13 protein-coding genes are annotated in these 15,921 nt (G+C 69.3%); 4 read left to right on the top strand and 9 right to left on the bottom strand.

Annotation, left to right across the window (positions count from 1 at the left end):
• Positions 1 to 62: 62 nt before the first annotated feature.
• From FHP25_RS02940 to FHP25_RS02930, 3 genes are all read left to right on the top strand, one after another.
• Positions 63 to 1,121 carry a TauD/TfdA family dioxygenase gene (locus tag FHP25_RS02940; RefSeq protein WP_231712188.1) on the top strand — a complete coding sequence of 353 codons (1,059 nt, stop codon included), beginning with the start codon at positions 63 to 65 and terminating at the stop codon, positions 1,119 to 1,121.
• A 221-nt stretch (positions 1,122 to 1,342) separates the two neighbouring features.
• On the top strand, positions 1,343 to 2,572 hold the full coding sequence (locus FHP25_RS02935; RefSeq protein ID WP_178133233.1) for an MFS transporter: 1,230 nt from the start codon (positions 1,343 to 1,345) through the stop codon (positions 2,570 to 2,572).
• Between the two features lie 157 nt (positions 2,573 to 2,729).
• Positions 2,730 to 2,954, top strand: a complete 225-nt coding sequence (locus FHP25_RS02930) for a hypothetical protein (RefSeq protein ID WP_147845386.1) — start codon at positions 2,730 to 2,732, stop codon at positions 2,952 to 2,954.
• Between the two features lie 124 nt (positions 2,955 to 3,078).
• Here FHP25_RS02930 and FHP25_RS02925 read toward each other — a convergent pair whose 3' ends face one another.
• Positions 3,079 to 4,065, bottom strand: a complete 987-nt coding sequence (locus FHP25_RS02925; protein ID WP_178133232.1) for a CPBP family intramembrane glutamic endopeptidase — start codon at positions 4,063 to 4,065, stop codon at positions 3,079 to 3,081.
• Positions 4,066 to 4,184: 119 nt separating this feature from the next.
• Complete coding sequence (gene acs / locus FHP25_RS02920) at positions 4,185 to 6,125, bottom strand: acetate--CoA ligase (protein WP_147845384.1); 1,941 nt, start codon at positions 6,123 to 6,125, stop codon at positions 4,185 to 4,187.
• A 703-nt stretch (positions 6,126 to 6,828) separates the two neighbouring features.
• Between acs and FHP25_RS02915 the strand changes: the two genes are divergently transcribed.
• Positions 6,829 to 7,701 carry a hypothetical protein gene (locus FHP25_RS02915; RefSeq protein WP_147845383.1) on the top strand — a complete coding sequence of 291 codons (873 nt, stop codon included), beginning with the start codon at positions 6,829 to 6,831 and terminating at the stop codon, positions 7,699 to 7,701.
• Between the two features lie 26 nt (positions 7,702 to 7,727).
• Here FHP25_RS02915 and FHP25_RS02910 read toward each other — a convergent pair whose 3' ends face one another.
• The 7 genes from FHP25_RS02910 to FHP25_RS02880 all read right to left on the bottom strand — a co-directional run bounded on the left by FHP25_RS02910 (position 7,728) and on the right by FHP25_RS02880 (position 15,898).
• Entirely contained in the window at positions 7,728 to 8,534 is an 807-nt protein-coding gene (locus FHP25_RS02910; RefSeq protein ID WP_147845382.1) for a heme ABC transporter ATP-binding protein, read from the bottom strand.
• Entirely contained in the window at positions 8,531 to 9,610 is a 1,080-nt protein-coding gene (locus tag FHP25_RS02905; RefSeq protein ID WP_147845381.1) for a FecCD family ABC transporter permease, read from the bottom strand. The genes FHP25_RS02910 and FHP25_RS02905 overlap by 4 nt, the downstream gene beginning before the upstream one ends.
• Before the next feature lie 130 nt (positions 9,611 to 9,740).
• Entirely contained in the window at positions 9,741 to 10,679 is a 939-nt protein-coding gene (locus tag FHP25_RS02900; RefSeq protein ID WP_147845380.1) for a heme/hemin ABC transporter substrate-binding protein, read from the bottom strand.
• A gap of 127 nt (positions 10,680 to 10,806) precedes the next feature.
• Complete coding sequence (locus FHP25_RS02895; RefSeq protein ID WP_147845379.1) at positions 10,807 to 11,844, bottom strand: hemin-degrading factor; 1,038 nt, start codon at positions 11,842 to 11,844, stop codon at positions 10,807 to 10,809.
• Between the two features lie 122 nt (positions 11,845 to 11,966).
• The gene (locus tag FHP25_RS02890; RefSeq protein ID WP_231712187.1) at positions 11,967 to 12,167 is read right to left on the bottom strand and encodes a hemin uptake protein HemP; all 201 of its coding nucleotides are present in this window, start codon (positions 12,165 to 12,167) and stop codon (positions 11,967 to 11,969) included.
• 115 nt (positions 12,168 to 12,282) lie between these two features.
• Positions 12,283 to 14,307, bottom strand: a complete 2,025-nt coding sequence (locus FHP25_RS02885; protein ID WP_147845378.1) for a TonB-dependent hemoglobin/transferrin/lactoferrin family receptor — start codon at positions 14,305 to 14,307, stop codon at positions 12,283 to 12,285.
• 196 nt (positions 14,308 to 14,503) lie between these two features.
• Positions 14,504 to 15,898, bottom strand: a complete 1,395-nt coding sequence (locus FHP25_RS02880; RefSeq protein WP_147845377.1) for an alpha/beta fold hydrolase — start codon at positions 15,896 to 15,898, stop codon at positions 14,504 to 14,506.
• Positions 15,899 to 15,921 lie beyond the last annotated feature (23 nt).

Here is a 15,921-nt window from a genome sequence, read left to right as displayed (position 1 = left end):
CGGCGGTGTACGACACCTGCGAAACTGCGTTGCAGCGTTCCACCGACACGAGGCGATGCGTCATGACAGGGCGCGCTCCATTGACCGGTGCCAGCGTCTGGCTCGGTCCCGAGATGGCATCTTCCACCCGCTGGATCCGCGACCTGCCAGCAGGCGCGGCGGATGAGATCGACGCGGCGCTGCAGGCGGTGCGCCGCAAGGGCCTTGCCTGGCATCAGATCACGCGCGCCGACTTCCCTTTGCCGACGCTCGACGCGCTGTTCGAGGACATTGCCGAGGAGCTCGAGAACGGCTGCGGCATGGTCAAGCTGCGCGGCGTTCCGGTGGCTCGGTACGATGAAGCGGCGCTGCAGCAGATCTATTTCGGCATCGGCACCCATGTCGGCGCACCCGTCTTCCAGAACCGGCGCGGCGAGCTGATGCGCGGCATCCGCGACGAAGGCGGCGACCTCGGCCAGCGCTACGGCCAGATCGAGGGCAAAGGGGACGGCAAGCCGTTCCTGTCATCCTACGCCCGCACCCTGAGCAACGGCCGCCTGCGCTTCCATACCGATCGCACCGACGTCGTGTCCCTGCTGTGTGTGCGTCAGGCGAAATCGGGCGGCGTCAGCAAGATCTGCAGCTCGGCCGCCGTGCACAATGCCTTCCTGCAGCGGCGACCCGATCTGCTCGAGGTGATGTTCCAGGATTTCTGGCGCAGCCGCCTGGGCGAGGAATCGGACAAGGCCGAGACCGTCTACCCGCTGCCGATCTTCGGCGTGCGCGACGGCCGCTTCACCAGCCACTACTCGTTGACCTACATCGAGGCGGCCGAGCTGGTCCCCGGCGTGCCCAAGCTGACGGCGGCGCAGCGCGAGGCCATCGACATGCTGATGGCGCTGTCCGAGGAGCTGTGCTTCGAAATGACCCTGGCGCCGGGCGATATCCAGTTCCTCAACAGCCATGTCACCTACCACGGCCGCACGCCGTTCGAGGATGACAAGGCCGCCGGCCAGGACCGGCTGCTGCTGCGTCTGTGGCTGTCGATGCCCAACAACCGCGCCCTGCCGGCCGGCCACGAGGTGCTGTGGGGCAGCATCGATGCCGGCGTGCGACGGGGTGGTATCGCTCAGGTGACCTGACGGATACGTCGCCACAGTCATCCCGAGCGAAGCGAGGGATCTCCTGCGAATGGCGTACCATGCGTCATTCCCGGGAGATCCCTCGCTGCGCTCGGGATGACAGCGTGACGCGATAGCTCGACCTCTTCGGCAATCTCAGGGCTGGCGTGCTGCGGCGAGGCTTGTCGCCAGCATCGGTCTCGGCCAATTTCAGAACACGACAACGGCGAGAAGTGGTGCTCGTGGCCGAGGAAACGGGTTCGGCGTGGCGGCGCGACGCGCGCGTGATCGGTCTGATCAGCGCCGCGCATTTCGTCAGTCATTTCTACATCCTGCTGCTGCCGCCGATCTTTGGACTGGTGAAAGCGGAGTATGGTGTCAGCTATACCGCGATCGGCCTGGCGCTGACGGCCTTCAACGTCGTTTCCGCGGCCCTGCAGACGCCGACGGGCTTCCTGGTCGACCGGGTCGGGCCGCGCGCCATCCTCACAGGCGGCCTGCTGCTGGGTGCCGGTGCGATCGCGGTCGCGGCCCTGGTGCCGGGCTATTGGCTGCTGGTGGTCGCGTTCGCCCTGCTGGGGCTGGCCAACACCGTCTACCATCCCTGCGACTACGCCATCCTGTCGGCCACGATCGAGGGCAAGCGCATCGGCAAGGCGTTCTCGATCCACACCTTTGCCGGCTTCCTCGGCAGCGGCATGGCGCCGCCGATCATCCTTCTCTGCGCCGCGATGTGGGGGTGGCGCAGCGCCTTCCTGCTGGCCTCCGCGATGGGCATCGCCGTTGCGCTGCTGCTGATGCTGCAGGGCCAGGTGCTGATGCGCCCGGCGACGCCGGCGGCCCGCCCTGGGGCCGCGACCGCGACGGCCGGCTCCGATGGCTGGCGCCTGCTGTTCTCGGCGCCGATCCTGCGCAACCTGGTGTTCTTCGCGCTGCTGGCGATGGCCAATGGCGGCTTGCAGAATTTTTCGGTGGTGGCGCTGGGATCGCTGCACGGCACGCCGGCATCGACGGCGAACTTCGCCTTGTCCGGCTTCCTGCTGCTGAGCGCGGTGGGGGTGCTGGTCGGCGGCATCATCGCCGATCGCACGTCGCGCCATGAGCGCGTGGCGGCGCTGTGCTTCGCCGCGACCTCGACGATGGTGGCGCTGGTCGGCTGGGTCGACCTGAACGCCGTCCTGCTGATCTGCACCATGTCCATCGGCGGCCTGCTCAACGGCATCATCCAGCCGTCGCGCGACATGATGGTGCGCGCGGTGACGCCGCCGGGCGCTTTCGGCAAGGTGTTCGGCTTCGTGTCCACCGGCTTCAATATCGGCGGCATGGTATCGCCGCTGCTCTATGGCTGGCTGATGGACCGCGGCCAGCCGCACCTGATCTTCGCCCTGATCTGCGGCTTCATCCTGCTGTCACTCCTCACGGTGATCACGCGGCCGGCACCGGCGGCGCCTCGACCTGTCGCCGCCGAGTGAGGCTGGCACGCGATCGCGTGCGGCGGTCTTTTTTCGTGGTCGTGCATGCGTCCACGGGATGTCGACGCGCCCGTTGCGGTACGTGCACATCACCGGCAAGCTGGGCTATCATGGTAGGGTAGCCTTATGTATCAACCCGTCTCCCCGAAGCGGAGCTATGAGCCTCGGTATGTGGAAGGTGCAGGTCAAAGGTATTGTCAGCCGCTGGGTCGAGGGCGGGCGCTATCCCGTGACTGAAGCGGAATGGAAGATGGAGAAGCTCGAGGGCGACAAGTTCCGCTTCACGCGGTTCGGCGAGGACACGTTCGAGCTCGCCGGCAGGGAAGTCAGAACCTATGTCTATGCCAAGACACTGGTGATCGTCGAAGGCGAATGGCCGTGACATCGCCCTGTCAGTGATCGCCTGCATCGAAGGATTTCACCAATCGCCGCGGCGCCTTGATGCGCCACACCCGTTCCAGTCGATGCGCCAGCATTCGTCGCGCCATGCCGCCGCTTCCGGTGTGTCACCGCCGATGTGTCGCGCGGTAGGCGGCCAGCCGGGCCTCGGGCGTCATCGCGGGCGCCGGCGCCGGGATCCGCGCGCCCAGGCCGCGCCATAGCGCCACCCAGACGGTGGCGCCGGCGAGCACGGCCGTGGCCAGCAGGCCGCCCTCCGGCCCCCAGGCGCCGCCGGTCAGCACCGCCGGCCCCGACAGGTGCCAGGCCATCGCCGAGCCGCCTTCGGGCTCGATGCCGCTCAGCGGCACGCCCCACAGGTTGGACAGCGACCAGTTCCAGCCGGCGTGCCAGGCGCAGCCAGCCCACAGCCCCCCGGTGCGCAGCGTCAGCAGCGACAGGAACACGGCGAACAGCACCAGGTTCACACCCGGCAGCAGGCTGAAGCCCGGGTTGCGCGAATGCGCCCAGGTGAAGGCCACGGTCACGATGAGGATGGCCAGGAACGCCCCCTGGCGCACGGCGATGACGTTCTGCATCCAGCCGCGATAGAGCATCTCCTCGGTCGAGGCCTGGACCCCGAACATCACCGCCGCGACGACGATGCCCTGCATCGCGGCCATGCCGATCGGGTCGTTGCCCGGCGGCCGTGGCGTCGCCATGCCGAAGGCGCTCAGCCCGCCCATGATCAGCGTGGTGAACAGCAACGCCAGCCCCAGCCCCAGCGGGATGCCCAACAGGGCGCCGCGGATGCGGAAGCCGATGGTGTGGAAGGGCCTGCCTTCGACCAGCCGCACCCACAGGAACAGCACCAGGGCGGTGAAGGCGAAGGCAAGGATCGTCACGATCGACGAGAAGTAGGTCGCGTAGACCGGCTCGGATAACGCCTTGAGCAGCCGGCCCAGCGGCGGCACCGCCAGCGGCGCCAGCAAGGCCGTGACCACGATCAGCAGTCCGCCCCCTAGGGGGATCGCCAGCCACAACGGGGTGATCAGCCGGGCCTGGCGCACGTCGGCCACCAAGCTGTTGTCGCGCGACAGGTCAGTGCGCAGCATGTCCCCCTCGTGGCACGCCGGCCTGTCCGGCCCACGTATCTTGCCCCGAGGGTGGATCATATACATGAAGTGAGCGTCCGCGCGACTCCCTTCCGGTCCATCGCAGACCAACCCCCGTGTCAGGCGCTGCGGTTCATGCGGTTGCTGACCAGGTCATCGACCACGGCCGGATCGGCCAGTGTCGAGGTGTCGCCCAGGTTGCCGTGCTCGTTCTCGGCGATCTTGCGCAGGATGCGGCGCATGATCTTGCCCGAGCGGGTCTTGGGCAGGCCGGGGGCCCACTGGATCAGATCGGGCGCGGCGATCGGGCCGATCTCCTTGCGCACATGAGCCACGAGCTCCTTGCGCAGCTCCTCGCTGGGCTCGATGCCGGCCTTCAAGGTGACGTAGGCATAGATGCCCTGGCCCTTGAGGTCGTGCGGATAGCCGACCACCGCCGACTCGGCGACCTTGGGATGCGCCACCAGCGCCGATTCGACCTCGGCCGTGCCCATCCGGTGGCCCGAGACGTTGATCACGTCATCGACGCGGCCGGTGATCCAGTAATAGCCGTCCTCGTCGCGCCGGCAGCCGTCGCCGGTGAAGTAGCAGCCTTTGTAGGTCGAGAAGTAGGTGTCGATGAAGCGCTGGTGATCGCCGTAAACCGTGCGCATCTGGCCCGGCCAGCTGTCGGTCAGCACCAGGTTGCCGGTGCCGGGGGCCTGCAGCTCGGCGCCGTTGGCGTCGACCACTGCCGGCTTGATGCCGAAGAACGGCAGGGTGGCGGAGCCGGGCTTCAGCGGCGTGGCGCCGGGCAGTGGCGTGATCAGGATTCCGCCGGTCTCGGTCTGCCACCACGTATCGACGATCGGGCAACGCCCATCGCCCACCACGCGGTGGTACCACAGCCAGGCCTCCGGGTTGATCGGCTCGCCGACCGAGCCCAGCAGTCGCAGGCTGGCGCGGCTGGCCTTCTTCACCGGCGCCTCGCCCTCGCGCATCAGGGCGCGGATGGCCGTGGGCGCGGTGTAGAAGGTGTTGACCTTGTGCTTGTCGATGACCTGCCAGAAGCGCGAGCTGTCCGGCCAGTTAGGAATGCCCTCGAACATCAGTGTCGTGGCGCCGTTGGCGAGCGGGCCGTAGACGATGTAGGAGTGGCCGGTGACCCAGCCGACATCGGCCGTGCACCAGTAGACGTCGCCGTCGTGGTAATCGAAGACGTACTGGTGCGTCATCGCGGTGAAGACCAGGTAGCCGCCCGACGTGTGCAGCACGCCCTTGGGCTTGCCGGTCGAGCCCGAGGTGTAGAGGATGAACAGCGGATCCTCGGCGTTCATCGGCTCGGGCGGGCAGTCGGCGGCGGCCTGGGCGCAGACCTCATGGTACCAGAGGTCGCGGCCGGCGACCCAGTTGATCGCGCCGCCGGTGCGCTTCACAACGATCACCGTCTTGACGCCCGGGCACTTCTTCAGCGCCGCGTCGGCGTTGGCCTTCAGCGGCACCTTGCGGCCGCCGCGCAGGCCCTCGTCGGCCGTGATGACGATGCTCGATCCGCAATCCTCGATGCGGTTCACCAGCGAATCGGGCGAGAAGCCGCCGAACACCACCGAGTGGATGGCGCCGATGCGGGCGCAGGCCAGCATGGCGTAGGCGGCCTCGGGGATCATCGGCAGGTAGATGGTGACGCGGTCGCCTTTCTTGACGCCCTGGGTCTTGAGCGCGTTGGCCAGCCGGCACACCTGCGCGTGCATCTCGCGATAGGTGATGTGCTTGCTCTCGGCCGGATCGTCGCCTTCCCAGATGATCGCCGTCTGGTCGCCGCGCCTGGCCAGGTGCCGGTCGATGCAGTTGGCCGCAACGTTGAGCACGCCGTCATGGAACCAGCGGATGTGCACGTCGCCTGTGAAGTCGACGTCCTTCACCTGGGTATAGGGCTTGATCCAGTCGACACGCTTGCCGTGCTCGGCCCAGAACGCCACCGGATCGTCGATCGACGCCTGGTACATCTGCCGGTATTTGGCTTGGTCGACATAAGCCTTGGCCGCGAACTGCGGCAGCACGGGCAGTACTTGCTCGCTCATCCTTCCCTCCCGCTGGGCATCCATGTCAGCGCGCTGCTTGTTGCTCCGGTTGTAGCGAGCGGGGGAGCCGCCTGCCAAGCTGTGTTGCGCCACAGCAGGAAAATGTCGCACGACGACGGCAACGAGCACACCCATCGCGTGGCGGCCCGGAAAAGGCCACGGCACCCCGCGACCCCGGAAAAACCGGCCGTGGCGCCGGCAACGGATTGAAGTCGCTGATCATTTCCGGCCCGGCAAGGGCAGGGGGCGAGGCGCCGCCTGGGCCGCATGAACTGCGAGCATGGCGCGGCCCGGATCGTGTCGGATTCGGAGCGTGCCTGCGCCTATTACGGACTGGTGCCCGGCACCCCGCGCTACGAGCGCTGTGTGCGGCACGAGAGCGAGCTGCGTTCACCGCAATAGCCACTGCGTCCGCACCTTCATGGCGAGACATCCGTGTTGCGCCATGAAGGTGGGGTTGATCCTGATGCCGGAAGGGTTTCGGCATCATTTCGCCCTGTACAAGCCACAGTGATTTCGCATTAGATGCCGAGCATAAAGACGTGTCTGTCGGACGTCTCGCGAGGGCGCGGTTGCTTGCGACAAGCATTGCGCGGCGGGCATCCCGCGTTGGCACGCACTATTTATTCACTCCCAGGCGCCTCGCGCCTGGCCGTGCATCCCCGATATTCCGGTGCGCGGGCAAACATTGGGACGGGATGTCGTGGGCGAGGCCGCCGCAACTTTGCAATCGGATTCAGTACTGGAGTCTTTTGTCGAGGACTGCGCCGCGATCTGGCGCAGCTGGCTGCAGGACGGCTCGCCGGGCAGCGCCGCCAGCCGCAAGCAGCGACGGGAACGCCGCTTCAGGGCCACGGTGGGCCGGCTGACGACGTTCATGGTACGGCCCAGCGTCGAGTTCGCGACCAGCGGCGGCTGGGGCGCCTTCAACTGGACGCGTTGGAAGCTGCGGATCAACCAGTGCTACACCGGCCAGGATGCGATCCGCTACAACGACTTCGTCGAGCTGTGCAGCACGGTCTATCACGAGACGCGGCATGCCGAGCAGTTCTACCGCATCGCCCAAGGCCTGGCCGCCGGCAATCTGCGGTTGCCGGACGCGCGGGCGGTGGAGGTCACGCAGCGGCTTCCGGCCTGGGGCGCCATCAAATCGTGCGTCGTGACCTCGTGCATGGACGCCATCGACGACGATCCACGGTACCTGACGGCGACGCAGCGGGCGCATCTTATCGCCGATCGCATGCGCATTCCGCTGGCGGTCGCGCAGCATGCCGACCGGCAGCGCGACGGCTTCGCTTGCTATCTGCAATCGGCCACGCCCGCGTGGTTCCGGCGCCTGCCGCTCGACGAGGTGAACGACTGGCTGCGCGCCACCTACGGCCAGCGCTTCTCCGAATCCGGCGCCTGGATGCAGCGGTCTCCCGGGGTTTATCGCGGCCACCGCAACCGGCCCGAGGAGAACGACGCGCGCAGCCTCGAGGAGCTGGTGCAGGCCGCCCTCTATCGGCGCATCGGGCACGACACGCCGCGCAACCGGCGCAAGCGGCGCACGGACATCGTCCTGTTCGGCGCCTGAGGCGCCGCCGCGCCCGGCGGGTCGCGTCATGGCGCTGCCGGTGCGGCGGGCGCGCGGACGACAAAATGCGGTCCGCCCTGGCCGTCGTCGATCGCGGCCAGCGACACACCGTACATCGCCGCCAGGCGGTCGGCGACGAGCGTCTGGCGGGTCGGGCCGCAGGCGATCAGCGCGCCGCGGTCGAGCAGGGCGACACGGTCGCAATAGGCCGCCGCCAGGTTGATGTCGTGCAGCACCACGATGGCGCCCACGCCACTGCTGACGAAACGGCGCACCGCGTCGAGCAGCCCATGCTGATGGCGCAGGTCGAGGCTGGCGGTGGGCTCGTCCAGCATCAGGAAGCGGCAAGGCGCGTCGTCGGTGGCCATCCATAGCTGTGCCAGCGCCCGCGCCGCCTGCACGCGCTGCTTCTCGCCGCCCGACAGGCTGGGATAGACGCGGTCCGCGAGATGGGGCACATCGGCCAGCTCGAGCGCCGCGGCCACGACGCGCCGGTCCTCGGCGGCGCTCGAGCGGCCGGCGTGCGGCAGGCGGGCCAGCGCCACCACCTCGCGCACCGTGAAGTCGAAGCCGACGCTGGCCGACTGGGTCATCACGGCACGGACGCGGGCCAGGGCTTCGGCCGGCCAGCGCCGCGGATCGCGCCCATGCAGGCGCACCGAGCCCGAGTCGGGCCGCCGGTCGCCGGCCAGCAGCGACAGCAGCGTCGACTTGCCGGCGCCGTTGGGGCCGAGCAGGCCCAGCACCTCGCCCGGCTGCGCCGCGAGCGACACCGCCCGCAGCAGCGTCGCGCTGCCGACATGCACCGATACGGCATCGGCGGTCAGCGTCATGAGTCGGCAAGCCGCAGGCGGCGCACCAGCAGCCACAGGAAGAACGGACCGCCGACCAGCGCCGTGACGACGCCGATCGGCAGCTCGGCCGGCGCCACGGCCAGGCGTGCCGCCAGGTCGGCGGCGGTCAGCAGCGCCGCGCCGAGCAGGGCGGCGCCGGGCAGCACCAGCCTGTGGCCCGGACCGCACGCCAGCCGCAGCAGGTGCGGCACCACCAGCCCCACGAAACCGATGATGCCGCACACCGACACCGAAGCGCTGGTCGCCAGCGCCACCAGGATCAGCAGGCGGCGCTTCAGGCGCTCGACGTCGACGCCGAGATGAGCGGCCTCGCGCTCGCCCAGGGCGAAGGCGTCGAGCGCCCGCGTCGTGCGCATGATCAGGATGGTGGGGATCACGATCAGCGGCAGGGCCAGCGGCAGCGCCGTCCAGGTCGCGGCACCCAGGCTGCCCATGGTCCAGAACACCAGGCTGCGCAGCTGCTGCTCGTCGGCGACGAAGGTGAGGAAGCCGATGCCGGCGGCGCACAGCGCGTTGATCGCCACGCCGGCCAGCAGGATGGTGGCCACCGACGCTTGCCCGTCGCGCAGGCCGAAGCGGCGCACCAGTTCCGTCGCCGCGAGTCCGCCCACAAAGGCGGCCGCCGGCAGCGCCCAGGATCGCGCCGCGGCATCGAGCAGGTGCAGCACCTTGTCGCCCAGCACGATGGTGGCCACGGCCGCCAGCGCCGCGCCGCTCGACACGCCGACCAGGCCGGGATCGGCCAGCGGGTTGCGGAACAGCCCCTGCATGGCAGCGCCCGATGCCGCCAGCGCCGCGCCGACGGCCAGCGACAGCAGCACGCGCGGCAGGCGGATGGCGAACAGCACCGCCTCCTCCTGCGGCGCGACGCCGGCATCCGCCAGGCCAAGGCGATGGGCGACGGCCGCCAGCATGTCGGCGAGCCCGATGCGCAGCGGGCCCAGCGCCAGCCCGACGAGGCCGGCCACGGCGGCCAGCACCGCCAGCGCCAGCAGCACGGGCACGACGCCCGGCCGCCGCGCGCCGCCACCCGCCTTCAGCACCGCGACGGTCATGGGCTGAATTCCCTGCCGTCTTTACGCATCTCGTCATCCCGAGCGAAGCGAGGGATCTCCCGAGGGTCGAGGCTCCGTTCGCAGGAGATCCCTCGCTTCGCTCGGGATGACAGTCCTGACCGCGGGTCCTTCATGGCGCCTGCGCCGGGCCGTGCCCGGGATGCAGGAAATCGGCCAGCCGCCGTGCCGCCTCGGGCGTGCGCGGGCCGAAGCCCAGCAGCAGCAGCGCATCGAGCGCGAAGACACGCCGGGCCTTGCCGGCGGGCGTGAGCGCCAGCGACGCGGCCCCCAGCAGGCCGTCGAACCCGCCCAGCGCCTCCAGCGTCTGCGCTGCGACCATGAGCGCGTCGGGCGCCAGCGCCAGCGCGCCTTCGGCCGTGATCGGCCGGTAGCCTTCGTAGCTGGTGATGGCATTGACGCCGCCGGCGAGCCGGATGATGCCCTCGGCGGCGGTGATGCGTCCGGCGGCCTGCGGCGGCCCCTGCGAGACCGACAGCAGCGACAGCACCTTGGGGCGCCCGCCGATGGCCGCCAGCTTGCCGGCGAGGTCCGCCATCTCGGCGCGGCGCGCCGCGATCAGCGTGCGTGCCGCCTCGTCGCGGCCCAGGGCGTGGCCGATGCCCTCGATCTTGCGCAGCACGCTGTCGATATCATAGTCGTCGGCCAGCACCAGCGTCGGCACCCCGGCGCTGCGCAGCTGGTCGAACGCCGCGGCCGGACCGGCGGCCGTGGTCGATATGATCAGCGTCGGGCGCAGCGAGAGCACGCCTTCGGCCGAGATCTGCCGCATGTAGCCGACCCGCGGCAGGCGCGTCGCGGCCTCGGGGTAGAGGCTGGTGGTGTCGGCGCCGACCAGCCTTCCGCCGGCATCCAGCGCATAGATGATCTCGGTCACCGAGCCGCCGACGGCGATGACGCGCGAGGTGTCGCGGATCTCGACCATGCGCCCGGCATGATCGGCCACCGACACCTGCGCCGCCGCGCGGCCGGCGATGGCGATCGTTGTCGCCGCCGCCAGCGACGCGACGAACGGCCGCCGGCGCAAGCTCACGCTCCAGGCGGCCTTCATGGTGAGCCCGTCGAACCATGAAGGCTTCGCACGACGATGGTGCGAGCCGCTTCATGGTTCGACTCGGTAAATGCGCAGCATTTACCTGTGCTCACCATGAAGCGGTTTGCCGTGGGTGCCACCCGCCTCATGCCGCTGCCCGCGCCTCGGCGATGTCGCGCCAGGCGCCGCGCTCTGGCTGTCCCGGTTTGCGGGCGCCGAAGAACAGCGCGATGGTCCGCCCCGCCGTGTCGAAGGCCTCGACCGACGTCACGACGCCGTCATCGGTGGGCTTGCGCACGATGAAGGTGTGCACGATCGCATCCTCGCGCAGGTGCAGGTTGAAGGTCGGGTCGAGCACGTTGAACCACGGCCCGGTCGGCACCAGCTTCTGCACCGGCCCGGTATGGATCTGGATGCAGCCGGGGCTGCCCACGAACACCATGATCGGCGTTTCGCTGGCCGCCGATGCGTTCAGCACCGCGCGCACGCTGTCCGTCGGCAGCGCCTGCGCCAGGTCGTCGCCGGCCAGCCGCAGGGCCTGCACGCGGCCCACCTTGTGCTTCTGCAGGATGCCGAAGAACTCGTGCGTGTCGCGCATGCCGCGCCAGGCGCTGCGCAGCGCCTGGCGATCGATGTCCGCGTCAGGGCGGTCGGTGGCGGCGGCCGGGCGCGCCGTCACCGCGAGCTCGGTGCTCTGCGCCGCGGCGCGGAATTGCGCGATCAGGGCATCGAAGGCCGCCATGTCGGTCTCGGCGGTGGCGTAGATCTTGTGCACCGCGGTGCCGTGCGCATCGAAGAACTGCAGGCTGCGGCGCGGGCCGCTGCGAGTCTCCTCGGCGACCGCGAAGCCGGCATGCCATTGGCCGAAGAAGATGCGCAGGTCGATGTCGGGGCCCAGCACCAGCCCGTGCGGTCCGTTGGCGCTCACCTGCTCGAAGCGGCCGTGGCGCTCGTGCACGCAGTGGTCATTGCGCGTCAGGCACATCACGCGGCCCAGTGTCGGCATCGCGCCCAGCATGTCGCGCCAGGCCGTGCTCAGGCATGTCGCGGTCTCCTCGACGCCGCTGGCGACCAGCTCGGCCTCGCTCACGCCCAGCGCCTGGGCGGCATCGCGGGCGCGCACGCCGGGCTGCCCGGCACGCAGATCGCGCAGCCGCTGGCGCAGATCGGAAGCCTTCGTCATGGTGATCTCCTGGAATTCGTGGCGGGCTGGCTGGGTGCCGCGAGAGGAAGCAAATGTGCGGCGACCTGGCTGACTGGCCACGCGACCGGCAAGGGATGTCGGCCGCTTGCGGACCTCGGGAACTACTTGGTGAGGATCAGCTTGCCCTTGCTGGTGACGCGCAGGCGGTAGTCGTCGCCGGCATGCCGGATGATGAGCTGGCCGCTGGGGCCCATCAGCTCGCGGCTGCCGATGCGTCGGATCTGCGGCGCCCGCGGCGGGCGTCCCTGATAGCCGCCGCCACGCGATGGCGGCGCGCTCATGGGCGGGTTGCCCTGGTGCATGCTGTCGTCCTCTCGATGCGAGTCTTGCGCATCCATGCGTGCGGCGCGGCCTCTGAGGGAGAGCTCCGGTTGCCGGTCGCCTGCGTGCATGGTGGTTCTCCGTGCGTCCGTCGGCCTAGAACTGGAAGCTTGCGGCCAGCTTGAAATTGCGGCCGGGATCCAGGTTCGGGGTGAGATGGTCGCGGTAGCGCTTGTCGGTCAGGTTATCGATGCCGAGATCGAAGCGGGCGCCGCGCAACGGACCGTCCGACGGCTGCCAGCTCAGGAACAGGTCGAACAGGGCATAACCGTCGGTCTTGCGGACCCCGGTGGGCACGCGGTTCTGCGCTGCCACGAGCTTGCTGCGGCCGCCGATCACGAGATCCCATTCCGGGAACTGATAGCCGACGGTGAGCGCCACCTTGTCGCCCGGGATCGAGGCCAGCGGCTGGTGCGTCGACTTGTTGTCGCCGCGGATGATCGATGCGCCCAGCGTGCCGAACCAGTTGCCGCTCATGTAGCCGCCTTCGAGCTCCACGCCCCAGATGGTGGCGCGGGTGACGTTGACCGGCGTCGTGGTCGTGGCGGTGACAATGAGGTCGATGAAGTCGCGGTAATTGGTGTGGAAGCCCGAGACCCGGAAGCGCAGCTTGTCGCCGGGCTGCACCGCGTCGTCGAGCTTCAGGGTGACGCCGACTTCCTTGTTCTTGCCGATCTCCGGCTTCAGGTTGGGATTGGGGATGAAGCGGTTGCCGGGAAAATGCGTGCCCGAGACGTAGAGCTCCGACAGCGACGGCGCGCGGAAGGCCTCGGCGTAGAGCGCATAGGCCGAGAACCACTTGGTGGCATCCCACTGCACGCCGATCCGCGGCGAGACACGCGATTCAGACAGCGACGGGCCGACGGCCGCTGAATCGGGCTTGCGGTAGTAGTAGTCGAAGCGCAGCCCCGGGGTCAGGCTGACGCTGTCCCACAACCGGATCTCGGGCTGCACGAAGGCGCCGGCGACCCGCCCATGCGCGTCGGGGAACTCCGGACGCGGCACGTTGTTGCGCTCGCCGTCGGTCGACTCCACCCGGCCGTCGACGCCGTAGGTCAGCGCCACCGCCACAGCATCCGATATGGCGAACCGGCTGGTGTTCTGCACGTCGGTGCCTGAAGTGCGCATCGCCGTCTCATCCAGGCGCGGGCCGGTGAACGGCGACGGCCGCAGCAGCTTCTCGCGGATGTAGACGCGGTTGTGATAGGCGACCGCCTTCAGGTCGAGCCAGGGCAGGTTGGGATCACGATGGTCGTAGGTGACCGACCCGGTGAGCTGCTGGGTGGTGCGGTCGGCCGGCGCCGTCGTGGCGGCGGTGTTGGGCGCCGTCGTCGAGATGTCGCGGTCGTCGAAGGCGATCAGCGACAGGCCCAGCCGCTGCCCCGGCTGGAAGGTGTAGCCGCCCTTGACCAGGCCGCTCACCACCTCGGCGCCCGAGTTGGCGAGGTGGCCCTTGCCGCCGAACGAGTAGTCGCCGCTGTTGCGATAGGTCAGCCCGCCCAGCAAGTCGAAGCCGGCGACATTGGCGAAGCCCACGACCTGCGCCATCACCATGTCGTTGACCGACTGGAAGCCCGTCTTGACGCGGTAGCCGGCCTTTTCGCCGGGGCGCAGGAAATCGGTGGCGTCCCGCATCGTGATGTTGATCACGCCGGCCAGCGCGCCCGACCCGTACAGCACCGAGTTGGGGCCGCGCACGACGTCGACCTGCTTGATCAGGTCGGGGTCCAGGAAGATGCGGCCTTTGTGGCCCGACTGGAAGTCCTGCCGCGCGCCGTCGAGGCGGATCAGCACCCGCTCGCCCTCGAGGCCGCGCACATTGGGCTCGCCGGCGCCGGGCCGCGGGCCGCCGCTGATCTCCACGCCGGGAAGGTCGCGCAGCAGGTCATCCAGCCGCTGCGGCTGGCGCTGGTCCACGGTCTGCCTGGTGACGGTCGAGGCCGAGCCGGGCACATCGTAGAGGCTGCGCTCGGTGCGCGTGCCGGTCACGGTGATCGGATCGAGCGGCGCGATCGGCACCTGCGCCTGGTCCGGCATGCCGGACGGCGTCATCTGCCCAAGCGCTTCGCTGGCCGACATTGCCGCCATCACCATCACCACGGCCGAACCACACCGCGCCATCCCCGAACCCCAACCTTGTCGCGTGGCGCCGTTCTGGCGCCGACTTGGCTGGCGGGAAGGTTTCCCGGCTGGCTCTGCTTCGGCTCTAGCAGACGGCTGTCGGCAAATCAATGCAATTGCGAATCATTATCATGATTGAGGCAGGGCGATGGGACGACCGGCTCGAGCTCGGCCGCGCAGCAGGCAGATGCCGCGGTCAATTGTGGAATTCGGCCAGCACCAGCCGGTTGTCCTTCACCGGCCAGGTCCGCGTCGGGATGGTCTCGAGGTTGAACGCCGCGACCACGGTGCGGGCCGGCCCTTCCGGCAGCAGCAGCTTGCCGGTCGAGGTGCCGGGCACGCCCTCGTTGATGCCGGAGGGCACCTTGCCGTCGAGCGTGAACTTGTCGCGCCCGTGGCCGAAATAGCCGCGCGGGCGGGTCATGACGACGACCGCGCCGGCCTTGTCGTCGTCCTTGCCGAACACGCCCGGGCGCAGGTGGATCACGTCGCTGGAGCGCAGGAAGGGCGAACGGTAGATATGCGTGATGGGGCTGCCGCTGACGGCGATCACGAACTCATAGTAGGCATCCTGGCGGCCCTTGAACGGCCCCCAGACGCCGTCGGCACCGGTCGTGCGGCGATGCACCGGCCCCAAGGTCTTGCGCTCGCCGGTGCGGCCGTCGACCTCCCAGACCTCGACCGTGGTGCCCGTCACCGGCAGGTTGGTGTAGACGCCTTCGTCGGCGACGCCCGTGACACGCCCGTTCAGCACCGGCTCGCGCTCCGGCGCGATGAACAGCGTCGTGGGCGGACGCCCGATGATGAACTCGTACGTCTTCTGGAACGCCAGCTTGTCGAAGGCGATCTCGCGATGGTCGAGGCCGGGCAGCACCAGGTTGGTGGCACCCTTCAGCGCCGGCGCGTCGTAGGAGATGCCGGTCGGCTTGCCGGGCATGCCGATGAACTGGCCGTCGGGCTGGGCGTACTTGTCGAGCTTGTCGCTGCGCAGGGTCAGGAAGGCCACGCCGGGCACGGTTTCCGTCGGCCCGTCGTTGAGCTGGCGCAGGAACGGCGCCGCGCCGTTGAACTCGCTGCCCTTGAGCACCGTGTCCGAGATGATCACGCCGTGGTTGGTGCAGCCGCACAGCACGGCATGCGACGTGACCTCGGCGCCGCCGCCGTTCTTGAGAAAGTTGCGGATCGGGTTGCCGCCGCGCGAGCTGCCGATCAGCACCACCTTGCGCCGCCGCGTCTCCGCCAGCGCCTTCTTCACGAAGGCGGCCAGCTCCTCGCGCTGGTCGCTGGTCGACGAGCGGAAGGGCTGCGGCCGCGAATCGTCGCTGCGGGCGGTGGGATAGCTGAAGTCGATGGCCTGCAGCAGGTTGCGCGGCCAGCCGTTGGATTCAAAACGCCAGATCGTGGTATGCCACAATGCCGCGGTGTCGCCGTTGCCGTGCACGAACACAACCGCCGGCAGCTGCGACGCCGGCGGTGCGCCGCGCTGCTGCTGGCGTTGCTGCGCCTGCGCCGTGCCTGCGACCGCGGCTGCGAAGCCCGCGGCCACCACGCTGCGTCGGCCGATTCGAAAGGGCGTGTCTGCGCCGGCCATGACTCCTCATCTCCTGTCGCGGC

The organism is Vineibacter terrae (assembly GCF_008039615.1).
GTDB classification, from domain to species: domain Bacteria; phylum Pseudomonadota; class Alphaproteobacteria; order Reyranellales; family Reyranellaceae; genus Vineibacter; species Vineibacter terrae.
Note: the sequence above shows the minus strand (reverse complement) of the source record. Positions and strands in the feature narration are given on the sequence as shown.